17 protein-coding genes are annotated in these 24300 nt (G+C 66.4%); 5 read left to right on the forward strand and 12 right to left on the reverse strand.

The features are described 5' to 3' along the window. A complete protein-coding gene (locus G5C50_RS12275) occupies window positions 1-906 on the forward strand; it encodes an RluA family pseudouridine synthase (RefSeq protein ID WP_165069564.1) in 906 nt (301 codons plus the stop codon). 40 nt (window positions 907-946) lie between these two features. Here the strand turns inward: G5C50_RS12275 and G5C50_RS12280 are convergent, their stop codons facing one another. Continuing rightward, entirely contained in the window at window positions 947-1981 is a 1035-nt protein-coding gene (locus G5C50_RS12280; RefSeq protein WP_165069566.1) for a PP2C family protein-serine/threonine phosphatase, read from the reverse strand. A gap of 214 nt (window positions 1982-2195) precedes the next feature. Here G5C50_RS12280 and G5C50_RS12285 point away from each other — a divergent pair, with 214 nt between their 5' ends. The 3 genes from G5C50_RS12285 to G5C50_RS12295 all read left to right on the forward strand — a co-directional run bounded on the left by G5C50_RS12285 (window position 2196) and on the right by G5C50_RS12295 (window position 5346). Next, window positions 2196-3542: a neutral/alkaline non-lysosomal ceramidase N-terminal domain-containing protein gene (locus G5C50_RS12285; RefSeq protein WP_165069569.1), complete on the forward strand. Its 1347-nt coding sequence runs from the start codon at window positions 2196-2198 to the stop codon at window positions 3540-3542. A 42-nt stretch (window positions 3543-3584) separates the two neighbouring features. Beyond that, complete coding sequence (locus G5C50_RS12290) at window positions 3585-4385, forward strand: 3-keto-disaccharide hydrolase (protein WP_165069571.1); 801 nt, start codon at window positions 3585-3587, stop codon at window positions 4383-4385. 73 nt (window positions 4386-4458) lie between these two features. After that, window positions 4459-5346 (forward strand): dienelactone hydrolase family protein, encoded by an 888-nt coding sequence (locus G5C50_RS12295; protein ID WP_165069574.1) that lies wholly within the window; start codon window positions 4459-4461, stop codon window positions 5344-5346. 229 nt (window positions 5347-5575) lie between these two features. Here the strand turns inward: G5C50_RS12295 and G5C50_RS12300 are convergent, their stop codons facing one another. The 10 genes from G5C50_RS12300 to G5C50_RS12345 form a co-directional block, all read right to left on the reverse strand. Next, window positions 5576-7882 carry a glycoside hydrolase family 127 protein gene (locus G5C50_RS12300; protein WP_165069577.1) on the reverse strand — a complete coding sequence of 769 codons (2307 nt, stop codon included), beginning with the start codon at window positions 7880-7882 and terminating at the stop codon, window positions 5576-5578. A 33-nt stretch (window positions 7883-7915) separates the two neighbouring features. Beyond that, complete coding sequence (bshB1, locus tag G5C50_RS12305; protein ID WP_165069579.1) at window positions 7916-8608, reverse strand: bacillithiol biosynthesis deacetylase BshB1; 693 nt, start codon at window positions 8606-8608, stop codon at window positions 7916-7918. A 181-nt stretch (window positions 8609-8789) separates the two neighbouring features. After that, complete coding sequence (locus tag G5C50_RS32290) at window positions 8790-9230, reverse strand: hypothetical protein (protein ID WP_206107667.1); 441 nt, start codon at window positions 9228-9230, stop codon at window positions 8790-8792. Between the two features lie 645 nt (window positions 9231-9875). Further along, window positions 9876-10889, reverse strand: a complete 1014-nt coding sequence (gene aroF / locus G5C50_RS12315; protein ID WP_165069581.1) for a 3-deoxy-7-phosphoheptulonate synthase — start codon at window positions 10887-10889, stop codon at window positions 9876-9878. A gap of 676 nt (window positions 10890-11565) precedes the next feature. Then, window positions 11566-11841, reverse strand: coding sequence for a hypothetical protein (locus tag G5C50_RS32295; RefSeq protein WP_206107668.1), 276 nt, complete (start codon window positions 11839-11841; stop codon window positions 11566-11568). Between the two features lie 15 nt (window positions 11842-11856). After that, window positions 11857-13170, reverse strand: a complete 1314-nt coding sequence (locus G5C50_RS12325; RefSeq protein ID WP_165069584.1) for a DUF1552 domain-containing protein — start codon at window positions 13168-13170, stop codon at window positions 11857-11859. A 41-nt stretch (window positions 13171-13211) separates the two neighbouring features. Continuing rightward, the gene (locus G5C50_RS12330; protein WP_165069586.1) at window positions 13212-15770 is read right to left on the reverse strand and encodes a DUF1592 domain-containing protein; all 2559 of its coding nucleotides are present in this window, start codon (window positions 15768-15770) and stop codon (window positions 13212-13214) included. A gap of 184 nt (window positions 15771-15954) precedes the next feature. Then, window positions 15955-16365: an Ig-like domain-containing protein gene (locus tag G5C50_RS12335; RefSeq protein WP_165069588.1), complete on the reverse strand. Its 411-nt coding sequence runs from the start codon at window positions 16363-16365 to the stop codon at window positions 15955-15957. A gap of 81 nt (window positions 16366-16446) precedes the next feature. Next, window positions 16447-18483 carry a tetratricopeptide repeat protein gene (locus tag G5C50_RS12340; protein WP_165069591.1) on the reverse strand — a complete coding sequence of 679 codons (2037 nt, stop codon included), beginning with the start codon at window positions 18481-18483 and terminating at the stop codon, window positions 16447-16449. Between the two features lie 287 nt (window positions 18484-18770). Beyond that, complete coding sequence (locus G5C50_RS12345) at window positions 18771-19649, reverse strand: alpha/beta fold hydrolase (RefSeq protein ID WP_165069593.1); 879 nt, start codon at window positions 19647-19649, stop codon at window positions 18771-18773. Between the two features lie 613 nt (window positions 19650-20262). On the opposite strand from G5C50_RS12345, the gene G5C50_RS12350 reads away from it, so the two are divergent. Continuing rightward, the gene (locus G5C50_RS12350) at window positions 20263-23325 is read left to right on the forward strand and encodes a sigma 54-interacting transcriptional regulator (RefSeq protein WP_165069595.1); all 3063 of its coding nucleotides are present in this window, start codon (window positions 20263-20265) and stop codon (window positions 23323-23325) included. A gap of 27 nt (window positions 23326-23352) precedes the next feature. Here G5C50_RS12350 and G5C50_RS12355 read toward each other — a convergent pair whose 3' ends face one another. Beyond that, on the reverse strand, window positions 23353-24294 hold the full coding sequence (locus G5C50_RS12355; RefSeq protein ID WP_165069597.1) for a DUF6263 family protein: 942 nt from the start codon (window positions 24292-24294) through the stop codon (window positions 23353-23355). Window positions 24295-24300 lie beyond the last annotated feature (6 nt).

Consider the following 24300-nt stretch of genomic DNA (forward strand, 5'->3'; position numbering starts at 1 on the left):
ATGAGCGAGCGGCTCGACAAGTTGGTGGCCGAACGATTCAAACTGTCCCGACGCTCCGCGCGCGAGGCCATCGAACGCGGCCAGGTCGACGTCGGCGGCGAGCGTCGGGTCGACCCCGCCGATCAGTTCGAGGCCGACGCTGAGATCGCATTCAACCCCAACCGGCCGAGGATCGGCACGGAGGATCGTCGGCTGAAGGTCCTCCACGAGGACCGCGACCTCCTCATCATCGACAAGCCGGCGGGGCTGCTCGTCCAACCGACGCAAATGCGCGAACGCGACACCCTGCTGGAACGTGCGGGGCGCTACTTGATCCACAAGCGGGGAGTCAAGAAGCCGTACATCGGCATCGTCCACCGGATCGACCAGCAGACCTCGGGAGTGGTCCTGCTGGTGACGAATCCGCGCGCCCTGCGGCCGTTCCAGGAGTTGTTCCGCACCCACACGATCGAGCGCGACTACCTGGCCGTCGTGGAGGGGGTCTTTCTGACTCCCGAGGGGAGCATCGACCTGCCGCTCGTCGAGGACGCCGGCGACAACCGCCGGGGCGTCTCGCGCGATCCCGAGCGGGGGACGCCCGCGACGACCCATTTCAAGCTGGTCGAGACCTACGGCACGACCGCCAGCCTGGTCTCCATCCGCCTGGAGACCGGCCGGACGCACCAGATCCGCATCCATATGGCGGCCATCGACCATACGATCGTCGGCGACCCCGTCTACGGGCGTCGCGGCCGGCCGAAGTTCCCCATCGACTTCCCCCGCCAGGCTCTCCACGCCGCCGCGCTGGGCTTCAACCACCCCTTCTCAGGCCAGCCCATCCGCGTCGACGCCCCCCCGCCGGCCGACTTCACCGCGCTGGTGGACCAGCTCAAACACGACTACGGCGTCGCCGGCCGCGGCGAGTGAATCGAGACGAGCGGCACGGCTGCGATCGCGAGCCTTTCGCCTACTTCTCCTCGCCCTGCATGGGGAATTCCTCGGTGTCGAGGGCCATTACGTCCCTGGGCCGTGAAGACGAGGACCGTCCCTCGAAGACGGGAGGGGCGACGAATGGGGGGATCGTGTAGTCGGCGAGGACGATGGTGACGTTGTCCTTGCCGCCGGCGTCGAGAGCCTTCTGCAAGAGCGTTTCGGTCGCGACCTGGGCACCTTTGCGACGGCTCAGGACCTCAAGAATCTTGGCGTCGTCGACCATGTCGCTGAGGCCGTCGCTGCAGAGCAGCAGGCGGTCGCCGTCCTCCAGACGGGTCCAGCGAACGTCGGCCTGGATCTTGCCTCGGTGGCCGCCGAGGTAGTTGGTCAGCGTGTTGCGCCGGGCGTGGGTGCGGATGTCCTCGGGCCTAATCTGGCCAGCGTCGGCGAGGGCCTGGGCGACGGTGTGGTCGCGCGTGAGTTGGGTCATCTCGCCGCCGCGAAAGAGGTAGGCGCGGGAGTCGCCGACGTGGATCAGGAACAGGTGGGAGCCGATGCTGTAGGCGAGCGTCAGCGTCGTCCCCATCCCGAAGAGGCGGCGGTCGCGGTCGGACCTCTCGGTCAGGCGGCGGTCGATCTCCTGAAAATACATGCTCATACGGTTGAGCAGCTCGCGGGCCTCGCGCTCGTTGATCTTGAAGCCCCATTTGACCGACTTGTCGGCCAGGCGGACGCCCGTGCTGATGGCCATCATGCTCGCCACGTCGCCGGCGTTCATGCCCCCCATACCGTCGGCGACGACCATGCAGTAGCCGTCCTCGGCCAGTTCGTGAGGGAGCTCGCCGGCGGGGAGGTTGTCGGCGATGACCTCCATCCGGCGGGAGACCTTCGAGACCATGTAATGGTCCTCGTTGCGGCTCCGCACCTTGCCCGGATCCGAAACCGAGGCCAGGTCGACCACGACCGACGACGACGGCGGCTCCTTGGGAGCCGGCCGCGCCGAGGAACTGAGGGGGCTGACCAGGAACTCGAATTGAGAGGTCTCAATCTTCACGGGCGTCGCCGTCATGGATGACGCTCCCCAGGCCCGGTTCATCATCAGCGCCGCCGGTCGTTCCGGCCGCCTCAGACAGCATAATCCAGCAAACTTCGGACCGTACGCGAATTCCCCGCAAGCCGCCGTTTTGTTCCGGGCCGTTCGCGACGGGTCCTCGATTCCGACTCTCGGTTCCGATAACCTGGCCTCCGCCGCGAGAGAATCGGCCCCCCTGGGAGGCTTGACGATGCGTTGGAGGTTGTTCGCCGCCGGGATCGGAACCTTGCTAGGCTTCGCCGCGGGGGGACTCACAGCCGGCGAATTGAAGGTGGGCGCAGCGGCTTCCAAGCTCGCGGCCGACGACGCCATGGTCATCGGCGGCAGTATCGGCCCCGGCAAAGCGAAGGGCCAGGAAGGCGAGCTGCGGGCCTCGGCCGTCGTGATCCAGGACCCGCAAGGGGCCAAGGTCGTCCTCGTCGAGTGCGACGTCCTGATGGTCGAGCGCGACGTGCTCGACTCCGCCGCGAAGCGGATCGCCGAGGCGACCGGGGCACCCTTCGACAACGTCCTGATCAACGCGACCCACACCCACCACGCTCCCACGACGGTCACCGTCCACGGCTACCAGCGTGACGAGGGCTTCGCGAAGCAGGTCGGCGACCGCGCCGTCGAGGCGGCCGTCGCGGCCGACCGGCGGCTCGCCCCGGCTTCCATGTCGTTCCGGCTGGGGGAGGAATCCTCGGTCGGTCGTAACAGCCGGCTCTTGCTGGCGAACGGCATGATCTTCTGGGTCGGAGCCCAGGACGACGTCGTCCGCCCCACCGGCCCGTTCGATCCCGAGCTACCCGTCTGGGCCTTCCGCCGACCCGACGGCTCGCTGGAAGCCCTGTTGTTCAACCACTCGACCCACACCATCGGCGCAAGGACGCCCGGCCTCCGCTCGCCCGGCTTCTACGGTCTGGCGGCTCAGGAGTTGGAAAAGGAGTTGGGCGGGACGGCCCTCTTCTTCGAGGGCGCTTCCGGCTCGACGCACAACCTCGAGCTTAAGGCCGACGAAATGACCCTGCGGATCAAGAACGCCGTCCGCGCCGCGCTCGCGAAGGCCGAGCCGAAAGCCGTCGATCGCGTTCGGGGGCTCCGCAAGGAGGTCGTCGTGAAGGTCCGCGACTTCGACGAGGCTCGCGAAGACGCGGCCGTCGCGGCCTACGAGGCGCACAAGGTGAAGGACGCCAAGAACGCTCAGTTCGTCATCGACACGTTCCGCGACATGCGGCGGGGCCTGGCTTCGAAACGCGGCGAGGAGCGCAAGACGTGGGTCCAGGCCGTCCGGATCGGCGAGTTCGCGGTTGTGGGCGTTCCGGCCGAGTTCTTCACGGTGCTCGGCCAGGACATCAAGCGCCGGAGCCCGTTCCGCTACACCTACGTCTTCGAGCTGGCCAACGACTACATCGGCTACACGCCCGATCGAAAGGCTTTCGATCTGGGCGGCTACCAGACGTGGACCGGCTTCCACAGCTACACCGCGCCCGGCACGGGCGAGATGCTCGCCGAGGAGGCCCTCGGCCTGCTGAAAACGTTGCACGACGAGCCCTGAGAGATCTCCTCCTCATCGAACCGACCTGAAAGGCGACGCCCCATGCTCCTCTCCACGTCGTGCCTGATCCTGGCGTCCGCGTTCGCCCTGGCGGCTCCGCCCGAGAACGCGGAGGGTTGGACGCCCCTGTTCAACGGCAAGGATCTGACCGGCTGGTACACCTTCCTCCAGCAGCACGGAAAGAACGCCGACCCGGACAAGGTCGTCACGATCGAAGACGGCGCGATCCACCTTTACAAAGGGGTCCCGGACGGCTCGCGCGTCGTCATGGGCTACATCGCCACGGAGCAGGAGTACGGCGACTACCACCTCCGGCTCCAGTACCGCTGGGCCGGACCGAAGTACGAGCCGCGCTACGCTCTCAAGCGGGACGCCGGAGTTTATTACCACATCACCGGCCCGGACAACGTCTGGCCGCGCGCCCTTCAGTATCAGATCGAGGAGACGAACGTCGGCGATCTGATCGCGCTTTATGGGATGAAGGCCGACACCTGGATCGACCCGAGGACGCGCGACGTGAAGTCGCCCGACTATCCGACGTTCCTACCTCCCGACCAGGGGGGCGAGCCCCGCATCCTGGGGATGAAGCCGATCGACTACCAGCACCGGATGGTCGGCACCACCGAGCGCGAAGGGTGGAACGACGTCGAGGTGATCGCCAAGGGGGCGCGAGTCACGCACCTCCTGAACGGGGTCGTCGTGAATCGGGGGGCGAACGTCCGGTTCGACGACCCGAAGGCCCCCGGCTCGCCCGTCCCGCTGACCCGCGGTCGAATCGCGCTGGAGATCGAGGCCGCCGAGATGTGGTTCCGCAACGTGGAGATCCGGCCGGCCGAGCATTAACCCGGCCTTTCCCTTCCTCGTAAGATGGCGTTGATCGTTCTTGCGATCGGGTTCATCTCGAAGGGAGACACGCATGCACGAACAGCCGAAGAGCGCCGCCGGAGTGGGGATCGAGGAGTCGGGGACGGGCGTCTCGCGGAGGGGCTTCGCGATCACGACGCTGGCCGCGGGCTTTGCGGCGGCCGTTCAGCCGGTCTCGGCCCAGACGATCACGACCGATACCGAGGGGCTCGACGCCGGCGAGGTCCAGATCCCAACGGCCGACGGCAAGGTGCCCGGCTATCGCGCCGTCCCCAAGGGGGCGGGGCCGTTCCCCGTCGTGCTGGTCGTCCAGGAGATCTTCGGCGTCCACGAGCATATCAAGGACGTCTGCCGGCGGTTCGCCAAGCTGGGCTACTACGCCATCGCCCCCGAGCTTTATGTGCGGCAGGGGGACGTCTCGAAGAGCACCGACATCCGCGAGATCATCTCCAAGGTCGTCTCCAAGGTCCCCGACAAGCAGGTGATGTCCGACCTGGATTCGGCCGTGGCCTTCGCCAAGGGTGAGAAGGGAGACGTCTCCAAGCTGGCGATCACGGGTTACTGCTGGGGCGGCCGAATCGTCTGGCTGTACTCGGCCCACAACCCGAACTTGAAAGCGGGCGTTGCCTGGTACGGCAGACTTGTCGTCGAGCCCGACGAGCTGCACCCCAAGAACCCGATCGACATCGCCGGCCAGCTCAAGGCCCCGATCCTCGGCCTGTACGGTGCGGCCGACACGGGCATCTCCCTCGCCTCTATCGAGCAGATGCGCGAGGCCGTCAAGGCGTCGCCCGTCGAGGTCGAGATCCACGTCTACGAAGACACCCCCCACGCCTTCTTCGCCGACTACCGCCCGAGTTATCGCAAGCTTGAGGCCGAGAATGGCTGGAAGCGGCTGCTGGCATGGTTCGCCAAGCAGGGCGTTGGGCCGAAGGCTTGAGGTATGCAACTCAAAGTCCGCCAGCCAATCCCAGGTCCCCTCTCCCCCCGGGAGAGGGTGGCCCGAAGGGCCGGGTGAGGGTCGTCGGACCTGTAGGCATAGCAACGGCACGCCGATCGATTGAATCCAGCGTGCCCTTCGAACTCCGACGACCCTCATCCGCCGCTGCGCGGCACCTTTTCCCGGGGGGAGAAGGAACGATTCGCATCGGTTTCGAAGGCTGTTCTCTTCACTCCGCGAACGCCTCCAACTCCGCGCACGAGGAGAACGCCTGGCTCGGGTCGTCGCCGGAGGCGGGGCGGCCGAGGACGCGGACGGCCTTCGCGGTGATGGGCTCCTTGAGCTTCAGCTCGAAGGCGACGCCCGGCGCGAGGTCGCCTCGGGTCGCGTCGACGGCCGGGTAGTCGGCCAGCTCGCCGATCGTTTCCCAGGGGCCGTTCGCCTGGCGCTGGATTTGGACCTGTGGCTTACCCTGCGAGGCGTCGAACCAGCCGCCGTCGTGGAAGGTCTTGCCGTGGCGGAAGACGACGCGGCGGATCGCGACCGGTTCGGCGAGCGTCACGGCGTACCAGTCCTCCTTCGGCTTGCGGCCGTTGAACGTGACGACGAAGCTCGAGACGTCGCCGTCGTTGATCGACCCGCCGACGTTCCCCGGCCGCGACCGCGATTCCTCGGCATACGCCAGCAGCGAATCAGCCTGCTTGACGGCCACCCCCGGCGCACGGAGCCAGACCCGCAACGCGCCCCCGGTCGCGCCGGCATCGGCGAACGGCACGAACACAGCCGGGAACGGGGCCGAAGGCTCCTTGCCGACGACCGGGAGCCGGAACGCCAGGGCAGCCCCGGGCGCGGGCTCGGCCTTCACATCGGCGGTCAGTCCGACCAGCCGCAACGGCGGGCCGCCCGGGTTGCGGGCCTCGTCGTAGGCCAGCACGAACGGGCCCCAGGTCAACGCCTGGCGGTCGGGGTTGGAGACGCCCCCCGCGACGGCCTTCAGCTCCAGGTCCTGGTTGATCTGAATCTCCGTCCCGTTCTGCCAGGCGTCCGAGGCCAGGACGATCGAGCCGTCCGGCTGGACCTTCAGCTCGGCCGACGACCCCCGCGATGAGACGGTCAGCCGCGCCGTCCACCAGGGTTTCGGAATCACCAGTGCGAGCGAAAAGGGCCTGGACGACAGCAGCCTCAGCGTCGATCGTCCAGTGCGGGGAAACTCGCTCGTCTGCTCGACGACGACCTCACCGCCGGGGAGTGGGACGGTGGCTCGCGAGGACTCGCGCGTCTCGACGATCAGGGCCTCGCGGCCTTCCCATTCGCCCATGAGATACGCCTCTTGCACCGCCAGGGCCATCCCGCGCGGGCCGCTGGAGTGGCAGCAGGTGATGTGGGCGTCGTACTGCTTGCGGCCGTCGAGGGCCGTGTAGTAGCACCAGTCGGACCCGGACGGATGCTGGGCGGCTGCGAGATGGTTGTAGGCGGCGCGCTCGATCTCGTCGGCGTACTTCCGCTCTCCGGTGAGGCGGAGGAGTTGGAGCGAGAGTTGGATCCACGTGGTCGTCACGCAGACCTCGCCAATGTGGTCGGCGACGCCGTTGGGCAGGTCGTGAGCCTTGCGAAAGTGCTCCGCCGCGCTGGCCGATCCGGTGATGTAAAGCCGGTTCTTGACCACGTCGTTCCAGGCGTGGAAGACCGGGTCGAGATACGCCCGGTCGCCCGTCGCGCGGGCCAACTCGCAGAGACCGACGAGATTCGAGAGCATCTCATAGGCCTTGGCGTTGCCGACCTCGTCCAGCCCCTTGCCGGCCGTCAGCCGCGAGAGGATCCCCGGGCCGTTGGGCTCATCCCACGACTTGACGATGTAGCGGGCGAACTCCAGGAAGCGTTCGTCGCCCGTGGATCGATAGAGGAGGACGATCGGCTCCAGCACGCTGGTCGCGGCCATCCCCTGATGCGTGCCAGCGGCGAGGATGCTTTTCCTGGCCGGGAAAGTGGCGATCAGCAGGTCGCCCATGCGGCGGCAGGCGTCGAGGGCTCTGGCGTCGCCCGTGTACTGGTGGTAGGTCAGCAGGCCGATCAGGTTGTACTTGTGCGACCAGACGTCCCAGTCGGCCCCTCGGTAAAGGCCGAAGCGTTGCTCGGGGACGTAGGTGCCGAGGTAGCCGTCGGGTTCCTGGCAGGCGACCAGTTCGGCGACGACCTTGTCGAGCTTCGCCTTGAGCGCGGGATCGCCGGTGTTGACCCAGGCGAGCGTCGCCGCGTGCAGCCACTTGCCGATGTGCTCGCCGATCCAGGGGTGGCTGCCGGGCTTCTTGCGATAGCCCGCCAGCAGTGGCTCGACTTCGACGTTCAGCAGCCGGACCTTCTCGTTGAGCGCCACCCGATTCCCCAGCCAGCCGCCGAGATGGATTCGCGAAGGCGAAAGCGTCCGCGCGACGTCGGGGAGCTTATCGGGCGTCTTGAACGGGAGTGGCTCGATCGGCGCGGCCTGCGCGATGGTCGCGACCGCCAGTCCGACCAGCAGAGAGGCGAAGGTCTTCATGGGAGAGGGTCCTTGAGGAACGAGGCGATCCGATCAGAGCAGGAGGGAGTCGAGCCCGGTCAGCCCGACGGGCTCTCGGCTGGCGAAGGGCTCGGCGTGACCGACCCCCACCATGTGGCCCCAGTACCGGGTGCGGTCGCAGACCGAGTCAATCACCCCCGGCCGACCTTGCGGCTGGTTGTCCACAAGCTGCGAGCGGTAACAGCTCATGGCCGCGCGCTTGGCCTCCAGCTCGTCGGTGATGTCGATCACCAGGCTGGGCCGTTCGACGATCCTCAGATGCACGCTGAAGTAATAGAGGATGCGCGCGGGGTGAAACGGCTCGCCGGGGATGTCCGACTTGGAGAGCTTGCTCCAGAACCGGGCGTCCTCAATGAGCTTCGTGGCCGAGGTGTGGTCCGGGTGGGCGTCTTCCCAGTAGGGGGCGAAGATCAGCCGAGGGCGGACCTTCCGGAAAACGGCCGCGAGCGCCCGGCGGTTGGCGAGGTCCGGGAGCAGGCTGCGATTCGGCAGGCCGAGGTTCTCGCGCCAGGGGTTGCCCAGGTGCTCATTGGCCGCGGCCGTCTCAGCCCGGCGCTTCTCCAGACTGCCGAGCGGAGTGGGCTCGCCGCTGGTGAGATCGAGGATTCCGACCTTCCAACCCTGCTTGGCGAGCCGGATGATCGTCCCGCCGACGCCCAGCTCCGCGTCGTCGGGGTGGGGAGACACGACCAGAGCGTCGAGCATGAAACCGACCCGTCGGGTGAGCAAGACCGTCCGCACCGGGCGAGACTGCGCCCGGCGCCCCTTGAGTCGATCAGCTTACCCGCCTGGGCCTGCGCGCGGAACAGGCGAGCGGAGGGGCGTCTCCCCGCTCGCCTGTTGATGGACGTGGAGTGAATCGAAACGGAAGAGGAGTCGGACCGGGTCAGGCCGAAGGAGCGGACTTCTTCGCGGCCTTGGGCTTGGCGGCCTTCTTGGGGGCGGGCTTGGCCTTGGCCTCGACCTTGGCTTCAACGGCCGGCTTCTTGGCGGCGGCCTTCTTGGGGGCGGGCTTGGCCTTGGCCTCGACCTTGGGGGCCTCCGCCTTCACCGTGGTCTTCACGGCCTTGGCCTTCGCCTTGGGAGCGGCGGCCTTCGCCTTGGGGGCGGCCTTCTTCTTGGGAGCCGGAGCGGGCTTCTCGGACCCGGGCAGCGCGGCGGCGACGACCTCGACCACCTCGGCGGCCTTCTCGGGGACGGCCTTGACCGCCTCGACGATCTTGGCCGGGGCCTTCTTCACGGCCTTCGTCGTCGCGACGGCGGCTTCGACCACCGTCTCCTTCACGCTCTCCACGACCGTCTTCGATTTCGTCTTCTTCGTTGCCATGTCGACCTCACGATGTGGGACTGGGGACGGGGCGGCCTTGACCCTCGCCGCGCCCGGGACGCCCTCCGAATTGCGGACCGCGGTTCAATGCGACTCGAACCGAGCCCTCCGGATGTGGACGGGCGGGGCGACCTCGTCGCGTCGGCGTCCGTACGATTTCGACGCGCGCACGCGCAAGTTCGCTTGTGGAATTCTAGCCCACAATCAAGGGCCGTGAGATCGTGTTTTGATGATTCGTTCCCCTCTCGAAACGAGATTTCGAGACGCCCGCGTCAAGCCGTGCGGCGTGCGGCGAGATTGCCGGGCGCAGGCCGCGCGTGACGCGCTGGAGGCGAGAGAACGATCGGCGTCGAGACGACGAGAGAAAGGCCCGATACCGAAGAATGGACAGGCGGGAACGAGACAGGCGATGATCCCGCGCCGGGGAACGGAAGCGCGGCCTCGATGCTCCTGATGGGTGCCATGCCCACGCTTGTCGTGGGCATGCGATCGGCGACGGTCGCGCGGGCGTCCCACGCCGGTCCATGGCCACGACAAGCGTGGCCATGGCACCCGCGAATCACTCCTCGTCGGGACAAGCGTCAGGTCGTCAGCACCCCGGATGGGGAGACCAGAAACACGGCCTCGACGCTCTGGCAGCGGTCGTCACATGCTCCGGTCGACGGCCTCGGCCACGCGGCGGCACTGGGCCATGAGCTGGGCGAAGGCGGCCGGGGTGATGGTCTGCGCTCCGTCGCTGGCGGCCTTCTTGGGATCCTCGTGGACCTCGATGATCAGCCCGTCCGCGCCGGCGGCGACCGACGCCTTGGACATCGCCGCGACGAGGCTCGCCTTGCCGGTGCCGTGCGAGGGGTCGACGACGACGGGGAGGTGCGACTTCTCGTTGAGGTAGGGGACCGTGGCCAGCGGCAGGGTGAAGCGGGTGTGGTCCTCGAAGGTGCGGACGCCGCGCTCGCAGAGGATGACGTTGGGGTTGCCGCGGTCGAGGATGTATTCAGCGGCCAGGAGGAACTCCTCGATCGTCGCGCTCATCCCGCGCTTGAGGAGCGTCGGCTTGCCGGAGTCGCCGACGGCCTGGAGCAACTGGTAGTTCTGCATGTTGCGGGCGCCGATCTGGAGGACGTCGGCGTACTCGGCGAGCATCGGCACGTGCTCGGGCGCCATGACCTCAGTGACGATCGCCAGACCGGTCTCGGCCCTGGCGGCGGCGAGCATCTTCAGGCCGGCTTCCTTGTGGCCCTGGAAGCTGTAGGGGCTGGTCCGGGGCTTGAACGCCCCGCCGCGGAGGCCCGTCGCGCCCAGCTCCTTGAGCTTGCGGGCGATCGAGACGATCTGCTCCTCGTTCTCGACCGAGCACGGCCCGGCGATGGCCGCGATCTTCTTGCCGCCGATCTCCAGCCCCAGCGCCTTCACGACCGTTCGGTCCTTCTTGACCTCGGCCGACGCCCGCTTGTACGGGGCCATGATCGGGAGGACCTTCTCGACGCCCTCGCCGACTTCCAAGGTCTCGACGAGCCCCGGCCGCTCCTGGCCCAGCGCGGCGACGACCGTCTGGTGCTCGCCCTTGATGACCTGCGGAGTCAGCCCTAGAGAGGAGATTTGCTGCGACATGGTTTCGATCTGCGCCCCGGTCGCGTCAGGTTTCATCACGACGATCACGGTCGACGCCCTTTCTGTGGTAATGGGCCGACGGCCCGAGTTTGAATGGACTTGCTCACGAAACGAAAAAAGCCCCGGTCCTGAAGGTCAGGTCCCGGGGCCTTGGGTATCTGCTTGTATGGGAGTGGGGTTCTTAGGAACAACCTCCGCACACAGCCCGGCGACCTGATGCAGCACTGGTAAAGAACCAGTACCGCCAGCCCAGATAAGAGCCCGTAAAGTAGGTCGCAAACAGGCCGAACGTCACGCGAGGGAACCCCAAATGTCTCGACTCGAACTCTGATCTTCGATCGTCGTATCGAACCGTCTGAAGAAGGCGAATCCGACCGGACCCGGGTGTGGACCGGGTCCGGTCGAACCTAGCCTTTGGTAGGCTTCGGAATATGCGGCTTGCCCGACGGCAAACCCGTCGGCTGCCGTTAGGCGAGCCGCCTCTGGTTGTCACTACACACGCGATCACCTCCTTTTCGTTCTAGCCTCCCCGGGCCCGCGGGAGTCCAGCCTCGTCGCGGGAGCGGGCTCTAGTCCGTCGCGCCACGGTAGCGCGATCCGAGAGTCGAGGGGCGCGTGTCGCCGATCTCGACACGGTCACTCTATCCAGGACGACCCACAGGATCAACAGGCTGGATCGGAAACCGCACCCATCAACGGACGCGGCGGTGGGCGATTCATCGTCTCATTCTTCGCGGTAGCGCCCAGCCAGCCGGGCCCAGACTTCTTCGAGCGTCGAGAAGGCGTCGGGGTTCGCCTCGGCGTGAGCGAGGCGCTGGTCAAGCAGCGCTTTTCGTTCGTCCGACAGTTCCTCGCCGTTCGCCAGCTCGTGATGGAGGTCGGCGAGTTGAGTCTTCAGCTCGTCCAGCGACTCCCCCTGAGTCCAATGATCGGGGAAGTCCTCAAGGTAGCCGAGGAAGCCATCCCCGTCCTGCCAGTAGACGAACTTCAACGGGGGCATTGCGACTCCTTTAGCTCAGGCCAATTCCAGCCCCCGCATGGTCCCGGTACTGGTGGCGAAGCGATCGGTTTCGAGGCCCAGGCGCTGGAGCATGGAGACGAACAGGTTGGGGAGGGGATAGTTGCGCTCGCGGTCGAAGGCGAGGTGTCCGGCGTGCTTGAAGCCGCCGCCGGCGAAGAGGACGGGGAGGTTCGTCGTGACGTGGGTGTTGGCGTTCCCCATGTTGCTGCCGTAGAGGACCATCGTGCGGTCGAAGAGGGTTTCGTTCCCCTCCTGATGGCCCTTCATGCCGGTGAAGAGTTCGTCCAGCAGCTTCATGTGCCACTGGTCGATCGACTTGAGCTGGTCGATCTTCGCCTTGGATTTACCGTGGTGCGAGAGGTTGTGGTAGCCGTCGGTGGTGTCGTGGCCGTCGACGTGGATGGCGGGCGAGTTGACGCTGTCGAGCATCAGGGTGGCGAAGCGGGTGGAGTCGGTCTCGAAAGCGAGCCGGGCGGCATCGTACATGCGCCGGACCTTCTCCATGTACTCGCGAGGATCCGCCGGATCGACGGGGGGCTTGGCGTCGACCTTGGGCTTGGGACGGTACTCCCACTCCTTGGCGGCGGCCATCCGCTTCTCCAGGTCGCGGACGCCTGTGAGGTACTGGTCGAGGCGGTCGCGGTCCGGGGCTCCCAGATTGCGATTGAGAAGGCCGAGCTGCCCCGCGACGGCGTCCATGATGCTCCGGCCGCGGTCGAGCCGGCGGACCTGATCGCGGATCTCTTCCGGACTGCCCTGGAGGTAGAGCTTCTTGAAGACGTCGGACGCCTTCTCCTCGCAGGGGATCATCGCCCCGTCGCCGGTCCACGAGAGCGAACGCGCGCCTCGGGAGACGTTCACGCCCAGCGTCAGCGAGGGAAACCGCGTCAGGTGCCCGATGCGCTCGGCGGCGTACTGGTCGAGGGAGATCGTGTTGCGGAAGCCGGCGTTGCCGGGATGGGGCGCGGCGGTCAGGAAGCAGTTGTCGGCCGGGTGGCCGCCGTCGACGTCCGGGTGCCAGACGCCGCTGAAGACGGTGAAGTCCTTCTTGTGGGCAGTCAACAACTCGAGGTAGGGGGACGGCTTGTAGTCGCGTCCGGCCTCGGTCGGGAAGAACTCCTCGGGGAGCACGCCGAGGTTGTTGCAGATCCCCAGGAAGCGCCGCGGCCGCTCCGCCGAGCCCGGCTCACGGGCGAACGCCGGCCTCATCACGTCGAGCATCGGCAGCGACAGGGCCACGCCCACACCGCGGAGGAACGCGCGACGGGAGACGGGTCGGCGGGTCGAGGCGAAGGCGGAGTTGGACATGGCCGGGCTCGCTTCGGGTCGGGATGATTCGGGGACGTTACTTACTTATTTCGGAAAAGCTCGCTCTGAACAATGGCCTGGACGACCGAACGGACGCCGAGGTCCGGGCCGGCGGAGTCGAGGATCCGCTCGGCTTCCTCGCGGTCGCCGAACCGCACCGGCGCTCCGGTGGAGTAGGCGACGAGCTGACCGAGCAGGGCTCGCGCGATCTGCCGCTCGTCGGCCAGCAGCAGCCGCTTCATCTCGCGGACGTCGTGAAAGGCCCGACCGTCGGGAAGCTTGGCCGAGGCGTCGACAGTCGGCCCAGCGCGGAACTTGAACGGCTGGCCGTTCTTGCCGAAGCCCTCCATCTTCTCCCCGTTGTCGCCCATTACGCGGTACTTGTCACGGAAACCGCCAAGAACGTCGAAGCTCTCCAGCGCGAAGCCGGGAGGATCGATCTTGGTGTGGCAGGTCGCGCACGAGGCGACCGCCCGGTGTTTGTCGAGTTGCTCGCGGATCGTGGTCGCGCCGCGGAGGTCGGGCTCGACGGCCGGCACGCCCGGGGGAGGCGGCGGCAGCGGCTTGCCGACGATCCGCTCCATCACCCAGACGCCCCGCAAGACGGGCGAGGTCGTCGTCCCGTTGGCCGTAACCTTCAGGATGCTCGCCTGAGTCAGCAGACCGCCGCGGATCGAGTCCGCCGGCAGCGTCGTCTTCTTGAGAGCCCAACCGCCAGGTTTGGACAGACCGTAATGGTCGGCCAGGCGGTCGTTGAGGAAGGTGAAGTCCGAGGCCACCACCGTCCGCGCGGGGAGGTCGGCCTTGAGCATCTCAGCGAAGTAGAGCCGCGTCTCCTCCAGGGCGGAATCGGCCAGGAGGTCGTCGAGGTAGTAGTCAGGGTAGAGGTTCTCGTCGGGCGAGGTCGACGAGATCTTCCGGAGGTCGAGCCAGTAATCCAGGAAGGCGTCCACGAACCGCCGCGACTTCGGGTCGTCGATCAGGCGGGCGACCTGGCCGCGCAGGGCGTCGGGCTCGTGGAGCTTCTCTTCGTCGGCCAGCTTCCGCAGCTCGTCGTCGGGAGGCGAGTTCCAGAGGAAATACGAGAGACGAGCGGCGAGGGCGTGGTCGTCGAGCGGGCCGGGGGCCTCCGCAAGACAGATGAACTCCGGCGAGCACAGCACGGCCGAGTATCCCGCCTGCATGGCGTCGGCGAACGATCCACCCGAGGCCAACGCCTCCTTGATGATCGGCAGAAACCGAACCTCCTCCTCGGAGGTCGTCGGTCGACGATAGGCCTTGCGGACGAACGCCCTCAACAGCCGCTCGGCGTCTTCCGAAGGATTGTTTGCGACGACCTCGATCGTTCCGCCGGGGCCGGACTTAATCGGCAGGTCGCCGAAGAGAGTCTTGTGACCGGCCGGAGGCCACTGATCGTTGATCGGCCCCTCGACCTCCATCCAGCGGAAGGCGACTCCGGGGCTGCCTTCGCGGGTGGCCAGCGGGTTGTGCCAGGCGGGGGGCCGCGACCGGAACAGGCGGGCGGCGTCGAAGACGATCACCTCGTTCTTCTGGAGCCAGACGTCCAGCTCGTCGACGCCTGGCTCGGGGTCAACGTCGAAGCCTCCGAGCGTCCGGCGTTCGCGGGGAGGCTGCTCGGCCATGATCACCACCGGCTCAGTCGTCCTCCCCTTCGAGGCGACGTTACGGTCAGGAGTCCACCACCTCGGCTCCTTGCCCGGCCCGGCCCAGAACGAGTAGGCGGAAAACCGCAGCTTGTAGCGGCCGGCGACGGGAGCGCGGAAGCGGTCGAAGCGGGGTTCGATCGGCTCGTAACAGCCAGCGACGACGCCGAACGCCTCGTGCTCGCGCTTCTCCGGGTCGGACTCGCCGACGGAGACGGGGACCTTCTCGTCTGTGACCTCGGGCTGGGCCGTCCAGTCGAGCAGGGGGAACGTGGCTCGTTCGGGGCTGCGGTTGAACGGGCCGAACTTCATCTTGTTGACGAGGTTCCGCTGCTCTCGGGCGTAGTAGCGGACGGTCCCGCCCTTCGGAGCCTCGGCGCGGGGGGCGGTGGCCTCTCGCAGGGCGTACTCGGCGGCCCCGAGGTACCGCGACATCTGGATGTGCGAGACATCCAGCGCCTCGCCCGACTTGTTGAACCGGTTGGCCGTGCCGTCTTCAGGGAGCCGGTCGCGAAGCTGCAGCCAGGGAGCGTCGAGCAGGTCCCGAACGGTGTTCTCGTACTCGTAGCGATTCAGCCGCCGCCAGACGGCTCGACCCGAGGTGCGGGCACGGTCGCGGTCGGCCCCGGCGAGGAGGTCGCCGAGCCCCTTCTGAAGCGCACGACGTGCGGCGGGGTCGGGGGCCTCGACATCCTTGGGCGGCATTTCGCCGTCACGGACGCGATCGTGAATCGCCACCCACTTGCCGAAGAGCGCCGGGTCTCCGGTATCGAACCGCAAGGCGGAGAGGTCAAGGCCTCCCTTCTTGGTGTTCGCGTCGTGGCAGCCGGCGCAATTCTCTTCGAGGAATGCACGCTGAGGGGCGGGCAGGTCCGCACCCTGGGCGGCTCCAACGGCGATCAGGAGGACGAGGACGGTGGAAGTCGAGGTCTTCATGGCGGGAGGGACCCCGGGGGGCGGGGCGACTTCGCCGTTACGAGGTCGCAGGCCGACGTTCTCGATGGACAAGGCAGGCGGAGCGATTCATCCGGAGTTTACCCGAAGTTCAACAGGGGGCAAACCATTTTCCCCATCATCATGCATCGATCCGCCGAATGTCTCGCCGACGCCTCGTCCTGCTTCACCCCTTCGTCTTGAAGACCAGGAGATACGGAACGGCCGAATTGCCCTCGGCGTCCTTGAAGTTGTGGAACTTGGCCGAGTTGAGCCAGATGACGTACGTCTTGCCCGGATCGAGCTTCACCGGCAGGACGCAGGTCTTGCGGTCGTCCTTGTATGAGGGCTGGCCGGCCGTGGCGGGGAAGGAGTCTTTGGAGTGCTGGGACCATGACCAGGACTTGTCCATCATGGCCTTGCTGAAGGTTACCTTGATCTCGGCCGTCGCGGGATCGACGCCGTCGGCCCCGGCCCTGGGGATGGTCTCCACCACCACCGGCGGCGCGGTCGCCAGGGTGAGTTCCTGGCCTCGGGCGGTCGCAAGCGGGAGGGCGAGTCCGAAGATCATCAAGGGGAGGAACAGGCTGCGTGACATGGTGGCATCCTCGTTTCCGAAAGGAGTCGGCCCTCGTCGCGTCGATCCCGGTTCGCCGACGCAATGGTCCGACGGGAGGAATCAGGAGGTAGGCGGGACTCGATAGGGGCGGCCTTCCTCAAAGGCCAGACTCATCAATTTGCGGGCCTCTTGGTTGCAGGATGGATCGAGCTCGATCGCCTGGCGGAGGCGCTGGCGGGCCTCGGGAAATCGGCCGTTCTCGGCCAGCGCAGCCGCCAAGGTGTCGAGGATGTTGGAATCCCGGCCTTCGGTTCCATCGACGGCCCTCATCGCCAGGTCGAGGGCCAATCGACCGTTCCTGAGGGCGTCGACAGGACAGGTCGACAGGTGCCATGCCAGGAGGTTGAGGATCATCGGCTCGTCGGGAGACCAACGTCGGGCCGTCTGGAGATCCTCGAACATTCGCTCGAAGTCGCCGAGTCGCTTAGAGCATTCGGCGCGAATCACGTAGAATCCCGCCTGGTCGGGCCGCATGTCGATGGCCGTCTCGGCGGCCTCGATCGCGTCGGCGAATCGGTCGAGCCTCAGAAAAACCTGGGCCTTGAAGGCCGAGAGATTCGGGTCTTCACCCTGGAGTCGAATCACCTCGTCGATCGCCCCCAACGCCGCCTCGAAGGAGCCGGCATCGGCGTGGAAATAGGCCAGGTCGCACCAGGCCCTGGGATTGTCGGGCACAATTCGGACGACCGGCTCGAACGCCTCGGCCGCTTCCGCGGGTCGACCGAGCATGCGCAACGCCTGGCCCTTCTGGACGTAGCCGTTGGCGTCTTCGGGGTCGAGCTCGATCGCGCGCTCGGCGTCCTCAAGCCCCCGCTCGGCGTCTCCAAGCATGATCCGACAGCAGGCGCGGATCGCGTGGAGGGTCGCGATGGAGTGGGGGCCCAGCACCCGCGCCGCGGGAGCCACCCCGTCCGATTCCAGGATTTCGATCGAACGAGTGAGGTACTCGACGGCCTGCGTCGGCCGGCCTCCGTCGAAATCCATGAGTGCAAGATGAAAGGCCGGCAGGATCCAATCGGGAGCGAGCCGAGCCGCCTCCGTGTATTCGACGCGGGCCTCGTCCATCCTGCCGAGCCGAGCCAGGATGGTGGCCCGCGTGTTACGGGCGTCGGCATGGTCCGCGTCCATGGCGATCGCTTCGTCGGCCTGGGCGAGCGCCTCTTCGGTCCGTCCAAGGCTGTCGAGGCAAACCGCCAGGGCTCTGAAGAGTTGAGGCTCCCGAACGCCACGACCGACCGCTGCTTCCGCCGTCGCGAGTCCCTCGTCAAGTTTGCCGAGAGCAATCAATGCATCGGTCCTGAACACCGGCAAGACCGTCATCCCTGGGTCGATGGCTTCAACCAGGTCCAACTCCGCTAGAACCCTCGACGGCAAGCCGAGCCGGAGGTACGAGAACGCCCTGGACGCGAAGCGTTCCGCGGGTTTCAGCGACAGGAGACCCATCATCATGGGATCGCCGGGGCTGCTTGGACCGTCGCCCAGCTCGATCCCGCGGGCGGCCAACCACCCGGTCAACCGCCTCCCATCCTTGAGGACGGCGTCATGCTTCCAGACGGGCCAGCGTATCGACCGGCCGTGATGGATCGCGATCGTCGCGATCAGTTCATCGTCGTCGAAAAACTCCAGGGTCGGCCCGCCCAGGCACATGCAATGGCAGAAGGTTTCCGGGTCCTCGGAGATCTTGAACGCGTCGATCAACCCGCGAATCGCCGCAGCATCCTCCTCTTCGAACAGGACGTTCGCCCCCAGGCTGTGTTCGCGATAGACGCCGCCATCGAGCGCCCGCACTCGCATCGTCCGATGCAGCATGCTTTCGAGCGACGCCTGGGACGGCGCTTCGCCCGTTCTGAGCCCCTGCTGAAACTCGTAACCCATCCGATCCATGATCATCGTCATGTTCCCCTGGGCCACGACGACGATGGGGGAGTCGGACTCCGGCGGCCCGATGAGATCGTTGCCAGACGGCTTCTCGGCGCCCGATGGACCTTCGGGGGGGGTCGAGGATCGGGCGTCGGCGCCGCCGCGGTCGCCCACCTTCTCGGGCTCGGGGGTCTGGCTCCGCAAAGCGCCGAAGAGCCGTCGGAGGAAATGGAACATGGCATCCCCGAACGAGGAATTCCCGGCCGACCTCGGCTTGAGACGTTCGCCTCACAAATCTCGACTTCGATCAATCGCGAGCGAGATCGAACCTAACACATCCATCGAGGCGTCTCAAAGGGTCCGCGCAATCCGGGACGCCGCCTCGTTGTGGCCCCTGCGTCCAGCCCCTGAGCGATCGCACGATCGAAGGACGTCAAAAAACAAGAAGCTCCCACCCCGCCGGGGCCGAATCCGGCGAGGGGGAGACTTCCTGAGGATGAATCGGTTGTTTTGTCGGGTCGTACTCAGACCGCGGTCTTGACGCGCTGGACGTGAGCGACGACCTGGCGAGCCACGGCGTCGGCGTGGGTGACGAAGGCGATATGGCCGGCGTTCTCGATCGACTCGAAGCGGGCGCCGGAGATCTCCATCGCCAGCCGCTTTTGTCGAGAGGCCGGGACGATCACGTCGCGAGCCCCCGCCAGCACGAGGGTCGGCACGTCCACCCGCCAGAGGCGGTCGGTCACGTCGAAGTGCTCGAGTTGACCCAGACGGGCCGCCATCACCGTTTGAGGCGTCCGCCAAATCCGCTCGACCACCTGATCAGCCTGCGGGCCGGGCTCGGGCTTCTTGGCATACAACAGGTTGAGGAACTGGTTGATGAACGGGCTGTTCGTGGGGAGTGCGTACCGCTCCAGAACGTGCCGGACGATTCCGGCGGCGGTTGTGGCCCGGAACTTCGACTCTATCCCGTGAACCACGAGGGAATCGATCATCCGAGGGTGGTCGACGGCCAGTTCCAGCGCGACGGCCCCGCCGAAGGAGACGCCTAGCACCGACGGCCGCTCAAGGCCTAGACGCTCGATCAGGCCCGCCAGGTCGGCGGCGTGCCAGCCGAGTTCGACGTGAGGGGTTCGGGTCGCCCCCAACGGCCCCGCGCCGCAGGGCCGCTCGCCGCGCAGGTCGTAGGAAATGACCTCATGGTGCTTCGCCAGTCGACGGAGCAGAGGCTGGCACAGCCGCCAACCTCCGGCCATCCCCGGAATCACCACGAGCGGGTCGCCGGAACCCATCCGAACGACTTCGAAGTCTTCCCCGTTGACCACAACGCGGCGCGTCCGCCGCGTTCCCGCCTCCGGCGCGATGCTCGACCAGCTATCCTGCCATTTCGTCGCAATCCGCATCTCGCCCCCCCTCACACCGCCTCGGCCCGCTCAACAAGCCGTCACTCAAGCCGCCGCATCTTGAAGTTGCTCGTCGAGGAAACCCATTGGCTCCGCCCGTTCATCGCCAGCGAACTGGCCTCTGAGTGGCGGATTCGATCACCCTTCTTTCGCACTTCACGTGCCTTCCGGTTTTCCCGACACAAATTCTCGTTCGACACCCTGATTCACTTGACGCCGAATTTCCGACACCTCAACAGATCGTCGAAATTTCAGCGCTGAAACATGGATCAGAAAGCAGCACTCGACAGAATCGGAATCACCCAAATTACCCAGGCGATCCATTTTCCGAAACCAGGGGCAATCAAGAAGACTTTGCGGATTACAGCGGCTCAACGACACCATCCCACGTCAGGTTTCGCAATTTCCACGAGATGTTGAACTATCCAGAAACGCCGCTCGACGAGCGCTGAAAATTGTCGATACTCCAACAGCGCTGAACTTGCACTTCAGCGCCGAATTCCGGAAGATCAACAGGTCGGTCACAACAACTCTGGAAACCCTGGCAAAACAGAGGGTTTTCGAGTTGCTAAGCGACCTGGGCGGAATGCGAGTGAAGTAACGGAGATCGACGATGCCAGGACGCGACTCGTCATGGATCAACGGTGGGAGTCGACCCAAGCGCGCTCAGGGGTGGGGGTGGCTGCGAGAGCGCTGGGCGGGACTCCGGCTTTTCTACGCAATCTGCTCAGTGGGCGTGTTGGCGTATTCCGCGATGGTTCTTTTCCAGGTGGCCTGGATGGGGACCATCGGCGTGCGCTGCATGTTCGGGACCGAGATCGAAGACAATGTCACCCCCCGGTTCCACTGGGTCGACGGTCAGGGGAACGATGTCCGCCCGAAACGAGGCGACCAGCTCATCTCGGTTGACGGCCGGGAGTTGGGGCAGGGGGACTATGCCGGTTACATCTCGGCGATGCGGGATCTGAACAGCCGGGTCGGCGACAAGGTGCCGGTGCGCTGGAGGGAAGCCGGATCTGACGTTGAACATGAGGCGACCGCCGAGGTCCGTTACATGCCCACGGGTTCCTACCTGTGGTCGCTGGTTTGGTTCCTCCAGGAGATGCTGATCTTCGTGGTTGGAGCGATGGTCTTCTGGCGGCGCCCCACGGACGACTCGGCGCGGTTGTTCTTCATGCTTTGCATCGTGACGGTCGGGGCCTTCATGGGGGGCTACCACTGGACGGAGATCGTCGGCCGGCCATCGCTGATCTACCCGTTCGTCTTCTTCGCCCTGCTGGTGCCGACGGTCAACCTGCACTTCTACCTGGTCTTCCCACGGCCGAATCCGCTCCTCCTGCTGCATCGGCGATGGGTTCTGGGGGTGCTCTACGGGGTTCCCGGCGCGTTCCTGGCGGCGCTCTGGGGGAGCATGTATGCGTCGCGATGGCTCAGGCTGAGAGACGCTTCCTCGGAAAGCTCAACGGCCTTGCAGCTGATCCGAATCCTCGCGCTCAGCTACGTCTGGGTCGCCGCCTTTTTCTTCGGGCTCTGCTTTCTGTGTCTCGTGTTCAGCTTCCGCCGGGCGCGGAATCGAGGCGAGCGAAACCAGGTGAAGTGGATCCTGCTGGCGACGGTGGCCTCGTCGGTCCTGATCGGCTACCTGATGGTTCAGACCCTGATCGACCCGTCGAATCTCGGCCGCGACAGCGCGGCCTGGCCGATGTTCCTGGTCTCGCTCTTCTACACGATCGCCCACGCCTTCAGCATCACGCGGTACAAGCTGTTGCAGGTGGAGGAGATCGTCAACCGGAGCGTGGCCTACTTCGTCTTCAGCGTGACGGCGGGGCTGATCTACTCGGCGCTCCTGCTGGTCAGCGGCAAGCTGATCGGCGACCGGCTCACGGCGCTGGGGACCTCGTGGGGGGCGGTTGTCGCGACGGTCTCCGTGATCGTCGTGCTGCTGGTGTCTGAGGTCGTCCGAGGGCGGTTTCAGCGGGTGCTCGACCGTCGGTTCTTCCGAGAGAAGTACAAGTTCGACCAGGCGATGCAGAAGATGCGACTGGCCGTCGGCAGCCTGGTGGACCGCCAGACCCTGGGCAAGCGGCTGCTCGAAGGGACCGCCGAAGTCCTCCGGCTGGAGTGGGGAGCGCTCTATCTCGAGGGCGATGAGGGCCGATTCGAGTTGGCGGCGAGCCATGGGCCGGCCCCTGACGAGTCCGTTCTGGAGGCCGACGACCCGCTGGCGATGCGGCTGAGGGAGACGCCCTCGGTCCGCCAGTCGCACTCTCCGACCTCGGGAGGCGCGCACGATCCGGCGGCCGACTCGATGATTCGCCTGGGGGGCGAGGCCGCCTGCGGAGTCGGCGGCGACGGCAAGCTCGCCGGCGTGCTGGTGCTGGGCCCCAAGCGCAGCGGGACGGCCTACGAGGACGAGGAGATGGCGTTCCTGGGCGCCCTCAGCTCGGTTTCGGCCATGGCGCTGCACTCGGCCGACATCCAGGAGACGCTGGAGACCCTGAACCACGAGCTGCGCGACAAGGTCGAGAAGATCGCCGAACAGCAGCGGCGGATCCTGATCCTTCAGGACCAGCTTCGCGATCGAGCCGAGCGTGAAGCGGGGGGCCTGCCTTCGGTCCGGGACGGGTTTGCCAAGGAATCGCCGGGCGTCGCCGAGGCGATTGGTCGGATCAAGGGGTCAGGTCCGCAGGCGAGACGGATGATCGAGATGGCCCGCAAGGTCGCGGCCAGTTCCTCGGCCGTGTTGATCCGGGGCGAGAGCGGCACCGGGAAGGAGCTTCTAGCCGCCGCCGTCCACGCCGCCAGCCCCCGGGCCGGTCGACCGTTCGTCAAGGTGCACTGCGCTGCACTTTCGCAGAGCCTGCTGGAAAGCGAGTTGTTCGGCCACGTCAAAGGGGCGTTCACAGGGGCCGACCGCGACCGCGTCGGCCGGTTCGAGCAAGCCGACGGCGGCACGCTGTTCCTCGACGAGATCGGCGACATCAACGGGGAAGTCCAGACCAAGCTGCTGCGAGTGCTGCAGGAGACGACGTTCGAGCGCGTGGGGAGCTCCCAGCCGATTCACGTCGACGTCCGGATCGTGGCGGCGACTCACCAGGACCTGGAATCGTTGATCCGCGAGGGCCGATTCCGCGAGGACCTGTTCTATCGCCTGAACGTCATCCCGCTCACCGCGCCTCCGCTTCGCGATCGTCGCGAGGACGTCCTGGAGTTGGCGATGCACTTCATGGACGTCTACGCCGCCAAGGCGGGGAAGGTGCTGACGTACCTGGAGCCCGAGGCCGTCGAAGCGCTTCTGGCCTACGACTGGCCGGGGAACATCCGCGAGTTGGAAAACGCCATCGAACGGGCCGTCGTGCTGGCGGACGGTCCTTCACTGACGGCCGGCGACCTGCCGCCCGAGGTGCGTCAGCCGACGCGGCGTCGGTACAAGCCGCGGGCCTCGGCGATGGTCGCGGCTCCTCGCGCGGCGGCGTCGGGCGCGGCCGCGGCGGCGACGTCCGCCCCTACGATCGGGGAAGGAGGCGAATGGACCGCCGGCTTCGCCCAGTACGAGCGTCAGCGGTTGGTGGAGGCGATGGAACGGGCGGACGGCAACAAGAGCGTCGCCGCCCGCCTGCTGGGAATGCCCCGGGGAACCTTCTACAGCAAGCTCAAGAAACACGGCCTGGCGTAGAGCATCGCCCCGGATGGACGGGTGGGCTCACTTGGGGGCGGGCTCGTTCCCGATCGTCATGTCCATCGTGTTCTCAATGGTCTGTTCGAGCTGATTTCCGCCGACCGTGATCAGCTGGACCATCTTGATTTTGACGTGAGAGCTGTCGAGCCGGCCCTTCTCCTTGTCGAAAGCGTACGAGCCGTCGCTCTTCTGCTCCTTGATCTCCACCTGAAGCTGGGGGTTCTGAAGGTCCTCAAGCTTCATCTTGGCGTCGAGGGCGATCTTGACCCGTCCGGGCGCATTGGCCTCGGGGCCGACGACGGTGTAGGTCTTGTCGGTGACGACGGTCGCGAACTGGGCGAGCGGGAGCTTGGACTCCTCGCTCCAGCCCTTGCCGTCGGCGATGGCCTCCTCGGGGAAGATCAGGATCGACTGGGTGATCATCTTCTTCACCGATTCCTCCGAGAAGAGGGTGGCCATCGGCCCGGTGAAACTCTGCTTCAGACTGTCGAGCGACTTCTGGGGGATCGAGACGGAGTCGATGCGGCCCCGGGGATCCATCTTGAAGGTGTATTGGAGGCCGGCCACGGCCTTGAACATGGAGCTAAGCTGGGCGGCGATGGGGCCTTCCTGAGCCTTGTCCGGCTCAGCGCTGTCGAACTCGAACGGAGGCTGGCCGGCCACCTCCATCTTGATCTTGATGCGTTCGTTGGCCTGGGTCATCTGGGCGACGCCCTCGGGGGAGACGTCGTCGACCGTCCAGCGGACGTCGCTGGCCTGCTGGATCGTCTGACCCGCCTCTTTGTCGCCGGCCTTCATCCTGGTGTCGGTCTTCTGAACCAGGGTGTACCGGATGGTCTCACCCTTCGTGAACTTCCAGCGGAGGGGAGCGTCGGCGAGGGCCGCCGGCGCGGTCGCGAGGATCGCGGCCAGCCCCAGGGCGGTTGCGAGGGCGCGACGTCGGGGCGTGGGGGACGGGTGCGACATCAATCG

It is taken from the genome of Paludisphaera rhizosphaerae (assembly GCF_011065895.1).
GTDB classification, from domain to species: domain Bacteria; phylum Planctomycetota; class Planctomycetia; order Isosphaerales; family Isosphaeraceae; genus Paludisphaera; species Paludisphaera rhizosphaerae.